General features: G+C 67.0%; 8 protein-coding genes. All 8 read left to right on the forward strand.

Annotated features, from left to right (window positions below; genetic code table 11):
• Positions 1 to 120 precede the first annotated feature (120 nt).
• The 8 genes from ACIPC1_RS34035 (at position 121) to ACIPC1_RS34070 (ending at position 7,451) form a co-directional block, all read left to right on the forward strand.
• The gene (locus ACIPC1_RS34035; RefSeq protein WP_402524147.1) at positions 121 to 765 is read left to right on the forward strand and encodes an HAD family hydrolase; all 645 of its coding nucleotides are present in this window, start codon (positions 121 to 123) and stop codon (positions 763 to 765) included.
• Between the two features lie 135 nt (positions 766 to 900).
• On the forward strand, positions 901 to 2,133 hold the full coding sequence (locus ACIPC1_RS34040) for an MFS transporter (RefSeq protein WP_402524149.1): 1,233 nt from the start codon (positions 901 to 903) through the stop codon (positions 2,131 to 2,133).
• Positions 2,084 to 3,256 (forward strand): acetoin utilization protein AcuC, encoded by a 1,173-nt coding sequence (locus tag ACIPC1_RS34045; RefSeq protein ID WP_402524152.1) that lies wholly within the window; start codon positions 2,084 to 2,086, stop codon positions 3,254 to 3,256. The genes ACIPC1_RS34040 and ACIPC1_RS34045 overlap by 50 nt, the downstream gene beginning before the upstream one ends.
• Before the next feature lie 322 nt (positions 3,257 to 3,578).
• A complete protein-coding gene (locus ACIPC1_RS34050; protein WP_402524154.1) occupies positions 3,579 to 4,394 on the forward strand; it encodes a phosphatase in 816 nt (271 codons plus the stop codon).
• Positions 4,395 to 4,523: 129 nt separating this feature from the next.
• Complete coding sequence (locus tag ACIPC1_RS34055) at positions 4,524 to 4,736, forward strand: helix-turn-helix domain-containing protein (protein WP_004984898.1); 213 nt, start codon at positions 4,524 to 4,526, stop codon at positions 4,734 to 4,736.
• Positions 4,737 to 4,920: 184 nt separating this feature from the next.
• Complete coding sequence (locus ACIPC1_RS34060; protein WP_003948845.1) at positions 4,921 to 5,019, forward strand: 30S ribosomal protein bS22; 99 nt, start codon at positions 4,921 to 4,923, stop codon at positions 5,017 to 5,019.
• A 303-nt stretch (positions 5,020 to 5,322) separates the two neighbouring features.
• Positions 5,323 to 6,384: an NAD-dependent epimerase/dehydratase family protein gene (locus tag ACIPC1_RS34065; protein WP_402524156.1), complete on the forward strand. Its 1,062-nt coding sequence runs from the start codon at positions 5,323 to 5,325 to the stop codon at positions 6,382 to 6,384.
• A gap of 14 nt (positions 6,385 to 6,398) precedes the next feature.
• Positions 6,399 to 7,451, forward strand: a complete 1,053-nt coding sequence (locus ACIPC1_RS34070) for a lysophospholipid acyltransferase family protein (protein WP_402524159.1) — start codon at positions 6,399 to 6,401, stop codon at positions 7,449 to 7,451.
• The last annotated feature ends 148 nt before the right edge of the window (positions 7,452 to 7,599 follow it).

A 7,599-nucleotide genomic window follows, 5' to 3' on the forward strand; every position in this document is an offset into this window, starting at 1 on the left:
GCAGGGGGGACCCTGTGGGAGAGTAGGACGCCGCCGAACTATTTTTGGAGAAAACCCCCGTACCGGGAAACGGTACGGGGGTTTTCTGCGTTCAGGGTCGCTCCGTTTTACTGTTGCGCCATGCGCTATGAATTGATCATCTTCGACAACGACGGCGTCCTCGTGGACAGCGAGCCGATCTCCAACGCACTTCTTGCCTCGTACCTCACGGAGCTCGGGCATCCCACCTCGTACGAGGAGTCCCTCCGCGACTACATGGGCGCCGCCATGCACCGCGTACACGACCTGGTCGAGGAGCGCACAGGGGAGCGGCTGCCCGCGGACTTCGACGATGTCTTCCATGCTCGCGTCTTCGCCGCTTTCGAACGGGAGTTGGAGCCGGTTCCAGGTGCGGTGCAGGTGCTGGAGAAGCTGGCCGCGGACGGGGTGCCGTACTGCGTGGCTTCGTCCGGGAGTCATGAGCGGATTCGGGTGGGGCATCGGAAGACCGGGCTCGACCGGTGGTTCGACGAGGGACGCGTCTTCAGTTCGCAGGATGTGGGGCGGGGGAAGCCGGCGCCGGATCTGTTTCTGTACGCGGCCGAGCGGATGGGCGTAGCTCCTGAGAAGTGTGTCGTCGTGGAGGACAGTCCGCTGGGGGTGCGGGCGGCCGTCGCGGCCGGGATGGATGTCTACGGGTTCACGGCCATGACGCCCGCCGACCGGCTCGCGGGGGCCACTCGTCTCTTCTCCGACATGGCTCAGCTTGCTGACCTGCTTGTATGACCGGGTACGGCGGTGAGCTGTCGGCGGGCGTCGTGTCTTCCAGTAGCCCTAGGTCGCGGCGAGTTGAAGAGCTGAGCAGAATTCATCTTCGGTTGGATCTACCCACGGGTAGGCCGGGGCCCTACGCTCGCGGCCATGACAGATGTGCTGCGGCGCGGTAGGGCCTCGCTCGCGTTCAGCTTCTTCGCCCAGGGCGTCGCGTTCGCGTTGCTCGTGACGCGTATCCCCGCGATCCAGGACCGCTACGGGATCTCCGACGCGCTGCTGCCCGCCTTCCTCGCCGCCGTGCCGGTGCTGGCCGGGGTCGGGAGTGTGGTCACCGAGAAACTGGTCAAGCGGGTGCCGCCCAGTCGTGTACTGAGGTGGTCGCAGCCCGTCGTACTCCTTGCTCTGCTCGGCGTCGGGTCCGGTGACCAGGTGGCCGAGGTGGGGGTCGCGCTCGGAGCCTTCGGGCTCGCGGTCGGTGCGCTCGACGCCTCCATGAACATGCTCGGAGTGAGCCTCCAACGGACGTACGGGCGCAGCATCATGCTCGGGTTCCATGCCGTGTACAGCCTGGGCGGGATCATCGGGGCGTCGCTCGCGTGGGTGGGGGCGCACTGGCATCTGTCGTTGTTCGTCTTGTATCTGCCGGTCGTGGCGGTTTTGCTGCCGGCGGTCTTTGTCGGTAGTCGGTGGTACGTCGATGGAGGCGCCGGAGGCGAAGCGGTCGATGGCTCCGGTGCGAAGAAGGAGGCCGACGAGGCCGGGCCCCTGGTCTTCAAGTTGCTGCTGCCGCTGTGTCTGGTGATGACCTTCGCGTACATCGGGGACTCGACCGTCTCAAACTGGAGTGCGAAGTATCTGCAGGACGTGCTGGGCAGTTCGGAGCAGCTCTCTACCGTTCCGTACAACGTGTATATGGTCACGACGCTGCTGGGGCGGTCGATCGGGGACTTCGGGGTACGGCGGTTCGGGGCTGTGGCAGTCGTACGGGCGGGGGCGGTGGTCGCGGCGGTGGGGTTCGGTGTCGTGGCGCTGGCGCCCGGCGCGTGGGTGGGGATGGCCGGGTTCACCCTGCTCGGGCTGGGGCTGTGTGTGATCGTGCCGCAGACGTTCGCGGCTGCCGGGCGGCTCTTTCCGGGGGCTTCGGATACGGCCATCGCGCGGCTCAATATCTTCAATTATGTGGGGTTCCTGATCGGTTCGCCCTTGGTCGGGGTGCTGGGGGACGCCTGGAACTACCGGGGCGCCATGCTCGTACCCATGGTGTTGGTTCTGTTGACCTTGAAGTACGCCCGGTCGTTCGCCGCTGAACCGGACCGATACGGTGAAGGGCATGAGCGGCCGCGCACAGCTGATGTGGGACGAGGCAGTAACGGGCTATAACTTTGGCCCGGACCATCCGATGGATCCGGTCCGGCTCGTGTTGACGAGGAAGCTCGTCGACGCGTTCGGGCTCGATCGCGATGTCGATGTGGTCGCGGCGAAGCCGGCCGGGGACTCGACGTTGCGGCTTGTGCATCGGGAGGACTACGTGGAGGCGGTCAAGGCCGCTTCCGTGGATCCGGAGGCTGCCGACGTCTCGTACGGACTGGGGACCCTCGACGATCCCGCCTTCGCCGGGATGCACGAGGTGTCCGCGATGATCGCCGGGCAGTCGGTGGGTGCGGCGGAGGCGGTGTGGCGCGGGGACGTGGTGCACGCGGTGAACTTCGCGGGTGGGCTGCACCATGCGATGCCGGGGGGTGCGTCGGGGTTCTGTATCTACAACGACGCGTCGCTGGCCATCGCACGGCTGCTTGAGCTGGGGGCCGAGCGGGTCGCCTATATCGATGTGGACGTGCATCACGGCGATGGGGTGCAGGCGGCGTTCTGGGACGATCCGCGGGTTCTGACGATCTCGCTGCACGAGCATCCGCGGACGTTGTTCCCGCAGACCGGGTGGCCGGAGGAGACCGGGGGCGACAGTGCGGAGGGGTCCGCCGTCAATATCGCGCTGCCTGCCGGGACGGGGGATGCGGGGTGGCTGCGGGCGTTTCACTCCGTGGTGCCTGAGCTGATCGCGGACTTTCGGCCGCAGGTGCTGGTTACCCAGCATGGGGCCGACACCCATTTCGAGGATCCGCTTGCGCATCTCGCGGTGTCGCTGGATGCGCAGCGGGCTGTGCAGGTTGCCTGTCATGAGCTGGCGCATGAGTACGCCGAGGGGCGCTGGGTCGCGTTGGGTGGGGGTGGGTACGCGGTGGTGGATGTGGTGCCTCGGTCCTGGACGCACCTGGTTGCCATCGCGGCGGGGCGGGAGATTTCGCCTGAGACGCTGGTTCCTGAGGGCTGGCGGCAGGAAGTGTTCGCTCGTATGCGGCAGTTGGCGCCGGGGCGGATGACTGATGGGCGGTGGCCGGTGTCCTGGGCGGGCTGGGAGTCCGGGTATGACCCGGCGGATCGGCTGGACCAGGCGGTGCTGGCTACTCGGCGGGCGGTGTTTCCGTTGCGGGGGTTGTTGCCGTAGGGGGTGCCCCTTGGTTTTTCGCCCCCTCCGCCCCTGCCCGTCCCTTGTCCCTGGGGGCTGCCGCCCCCAGACCCCCGCTGTCGGCCTGAACGGCCTCGTCCTCAAACGCCGGACCGGCTGAAAACGCCGCCCCGCGGGTGGGTGGGGATGGGGGCGGTGGCCCTCGTCCTCAAGCGCCGGACGGACCGGAAGAGCTCTGGCACCCGCCGGGCCGGATCACTCGTCCGTTCGCCGGGCCGGATCACTCGTCCGTTACGCCAACTGTGCGGCCTTTTCGGGATTTTCGGGGTGAACACCCGGCAAATGCGTCAGCATCGCTGACGTGTTGAGCACCGGAGCTTTGCGTGCACACCTGTTGGCCGCCCGGTTGGCCGGGCCTGTGGCCACCTCGCGTGAGGAGAGTCTGCGTAGTTATCGGCTCTTCGCCGCTCGTGATCCGCGCGTCCTGCTTGGGCTTGATCCCGAATGGGCGTGGCGGCAGCGGGACTTGATTGAGTTGATGGCGGACAAGTGCGGGGTTTCCGCGGACCCGGCGCACACTTCGGGGCATGATGTGATCGATCCTGAGCGGACCCTGGTCGCCCTCGACGCCTTCGCGACGAGGCTCGGAGAGGCGGCTCGCAGGCGCGAACCCGTGCTTCTCGGCACCGGCCATCCGCATCGACTGATCGGTTTCTACGCCGCGCTCGCGGACGCCCTGTCGGCGGCGGGATGTACTGTCCTCACCCCAGCGCAGGGTGACTGTGTCGACATAACGACCCGGTTCGGTCTACGCACGTACAACCTTGACTACGTACAAGGAGTCGCGCTGGTGCGCGAACCCGGCGTGCGGGCCCCCGGTAGTGCGACCGGCGCACACACCCACTCACCCCTGCCGGTTCGTACCGTTCTGGCCGCCGCGGCGGAGGCCGGCGGACCACTCCCGGAGCTGGTGATCGGTGACCATGGATGGGTCTGCGGAGCAGGTCAGCTGGGGTTCGAGGCGATGGGGCTGGCGGATACGGATGATCCTGCGCTCTTCGTCGGGGAGGCAGAGGGGCGGGTGTCCGTCGTCGTTCCGCTTGATGACGCTGTGCGGTCTGATTACTACCGACCGCTTACTCGCTATGTACTCAATCGAGCGTGTCTGTCACAGTAGGCGGCCGATGGCAGCTCCTCTTCCCCACTCGCATCACCCGCCCCTACTCTGGGGAGTGAGCACGCAACGACGAAGTGTCACCGGAAGGGGAAGCCGGTGACCGTCGAGTGCGGAAGGTTCAGGTGTGTCATGGCTGCAGCTGGCGAGAGGCCTCTGAACGAGGTTCAGTTCCTGACCGTGGCGGAAGTCGCCTCGGTGATGCGAGTGTCGAAGATGACCGTGTACCGCTTGGTGCACAGCGGTCATCTGCCGGCGATCCGGGTGGGGAGGTCCTTCCGGGTGCCGGAGCAAGCTGTTCACGAGTACCTCCGCGAGAGCTACGTGGGGGTGGAGACAGCCTGACGGCGGTCCGGGAGACCGTCCGGGCGGCTGCGGGAGATCCTCCGGGATCACCCGCCGATCGCCCGGAGATCTCCCGGATCACCTCGATTACGACCTCAGCGCTCGGACGGGTAGTCTGGCCCCTCATAGTCGTGTGGGCCCATGCAGCCCAGCAGCGAGTAAAGAGAAGTGAGCGAGGGTAGTCGTGGGCTCTGTTATCAAGAAGCGGCGCAAGCGGATGGCGAAGAAGAAGCACCGCAAGCTGCTCAAGCGCACTCGCGTTCAGCGTCGCAACAAGAAGTAAGCGACGCCGCAAGAAGCGCGTACTGTGGCCCCCCACCAACTGGTGGGGGGCCACAGGCATATCCGGTTGTGCATATCCTTCGCGCAAATCCCTCATGGAAAGCCTGCGCGGGCCGCGAACCGATTCGGGTGCGCCGAATGGCCTGGTCCGATCGCACGTTTGTGGATGTCGTCACTTCGTGCATCGGGCGGTCATCACAGCGCAACACCAACCCGCTAGGTTGGCCGTACACGGGGAACACGGCAGAGTACGAACAGAGCCGAACAGAGCTACATCCGCATTCGGGAAGGGAAGGCGCTGATCTTGGGGAAGGTCGTGCTCGTGACCGGAGTTGCCCGCCGACTGGGCGGCCGGTTCGTACGGCGGATCCAGCGTGACCCACAGGTGGACCGGGTGATCGCCGTGGACGCGGTCCCGCCCGAGCATCATCTGGGCGGTGCCGACTTCATCCAGGCCGACATCCGGCACCCGACCATCGCGCGCGTGCTCGCCGAGACGAACGCCGACACGGTCGTGCACATGGATGTGACGGGCACCGCGCTGGGCAGCGGCAGCCGGACCACGGTCAAGGAGACCAACGTCATCGGCACCATGCAGCTCCTGGGCGCCTGCCAGAAGTCCCCCACCGTCAAGCGGCTGGTCGTGAAGTCCAGTACGAACGTGTACGGGTCCGCGCCGCGCGATCCGGCCGTGTTCACCGAGACCACCCCGCCCAAGTCGCTGCCCAGCGGCGGCTTCGCGAAGGACACGGTGGAGGTCGAGGGGTACGTACGGGGATTCGCGCGTCGGCGGCCCGACGTTGCCGTGTGTGTGCTGCGGTTCGCGAACATCCTGGGGCCGAGCGCGGATTCACCGCTCGCCTCGTACTTCTCGCTGCCGGTGCTGCCGACCGTGTTCGGCTACGACCCGCGGCTGCAGTTCGTGCACGAGGACGACGTGATCGAGGTCCTGCGGATCGCCTCGCACGAGCCGGCGCGCGGGACGCTCAACAGCGGCACGTTCAACATCGCGGGCGACGGCCTCCTGTTGCTCTCGCAGTGCTCGCGGCGCCTGGGCCGTCCCACGGTGCCGCTGCTGCTGCCCGCGCTGTCCTGGGCGGGCACGGCCGTGCGTACCCTGGGCGTGACGGACTTCTCGCCGGAGCAGCTGCGGCTGTTGACGCACGGCCGGGTCGTGGCGACGAAGCAGATGCGCGAGACGCTCGGATTCCGGCCGAAGTACACGACGGCGGAGACCTTCGCGGACTTCGCCCACAGCCGGGGGCCCGGACTCCTGCCCCCCGAGGCCGTCGCGGCAGCCGTCGACCGGATCGCCGGGCTGTCTTACCTGGGCGGCGGTCAGCCCCCGACGCAGAGCGCCAACTGAGGAGCGCATCAACGATGGCGGACGCCAAGGTCATTCCGTTCGACGACGACCGGTCCCGCGGGGGTGCGGTGCAGCGCCCGCCGCGCCGCCGGAGCACAGGGAGCCGGCGCACGGGCGAGCCCGTGGTGGTACGTGAGGTCCAGCCCCTGCCGAGGCGGGCCGCACGGCGAGATGATGTTCCTGTGACGCGTGAGGAACAACAGCCGCCCCAGGAGCCGCAGGAGAGCGGCGGTCTGGAGCGGCGTATCGCCGGAGGCCTTGCCTTCCTGCGCCGACGGCTCACGGGCGACTACGAGGTCGACGAGTTCGGTTACGACGCCGAACTCACCGACCAGGTTCTGATGTCCCTGTTCCGCCCGCTCTACGAGAAGTACTTCCGCGTCGAGGTGAAGGGCATCGAGAACATCCCTTCCGAGGGCGGGGCGCTGATCGTCGCCAACCACTCCGGGACGCTGCCGCTGGACGGCCTGATGATGCAGGTGGGCGTCCACGACAACCACCCCGCGGGCCGGCATCTGCGTCTCCTGGCGGCCGACCTGGTCTTCATGCTGCCGGTCGTCAACGAGCTGGCCCGCAAGGCCGGGCACACGCTGGCCTGCGCCGAGGACGCCGAACGGCTACTGGAGCGCGGTGAACTGGTCGGTGTGATGCCCGAGGGATTCAAGGGCATCGGCAAGCCGTTCAGCGAGCGGTACAAGCTCCAGCGCTTCGGCCGCGGCGGCTTCGTCTCCACGGCCCTGAGCCAGGGCGCCCCGATCATCCCGTGCTCGATCGTCGGCGCGGAGGAGATCTACCCGATGATCGGCAACGCGAAGACCCTGGCGCGTGTCCTGGGGATCCCGTACTTCCCGATCACTCCGACCTTCCCGTGGCTGGGCCCGCTCGGCGCGGTCCCGCTGCCCACGAAGTGGACGATCCAGTTCGGTGAGCCGATTCGCACGGACGGCTATCCGCCGGAGGCGGCGGAGGATCCGATGCTGATGTTCAACCTGACGGATCAGGTGCGGGAGCAGATCCAGCACACGCTGTACAAGTTGTTGGTGCAGCGGCGGTCGGTCTTCTTCTGATCATGGGTATACGTTTCTTCTGATCGTGTGGTTGTACGACGTCGGGGGGGGCCAAAAAGAGAAGGGGGCACACCAACCAGGAGAAAAACAAAAAAATATTTTTAGGGAGCAAGCAGGTTGAGGCCAAAGACCCGCCCAAGACCCCCGC

The sequence above is a fragment of the Streptomyces sp. NPDC087263 genome (assembly GCF_044744645.1).
Lineage (GTDB): Bacteria > Actinomycetota > Actinomycetes > Streptomycetales > Streptomycetaceae > Streptomyces.

Bases quoted from the DNA above. Each gene is read 5' to 3' on its own strand.
- ACIPC1_RS34035 (WP_402524147.1), top strand. From the start codon at position 121: ATGCGCTATGAATTGATCATCTTCGACAACGACGGCGTCCTCGTGGAC.
- ACIPC1_RS34040 (WP_402524149.1), top strand. From the start codon at position 901: ATGACAGATGTGCTGCGGCGCGGTAGGGCCTCGCTCGCGTTCAGCTTC.
- ACIPC1_RS34045 (WP_402524152.1), top strand. From the start codon at position 2,084: ATGAGCGGCCGCGCACAGCTGATGTGGGACGAGGCAGTAACGGGCTAT.
- ACIPC1_RS34055 (WP_004984898.1), top strand. From the start codon at position 4,524: ATGGCTGCAGCTGGCGAGAGGCCTCTGAACGAGGTTCAGTTCCTGACC.
- ACIPC1_RS34070 (WP_402524159.1), top strand. From the start codon at position 6,399: ATGGCGGACGCCAAGGTCATTCCGTTCGACGACGACCGGTCCCGCGGG.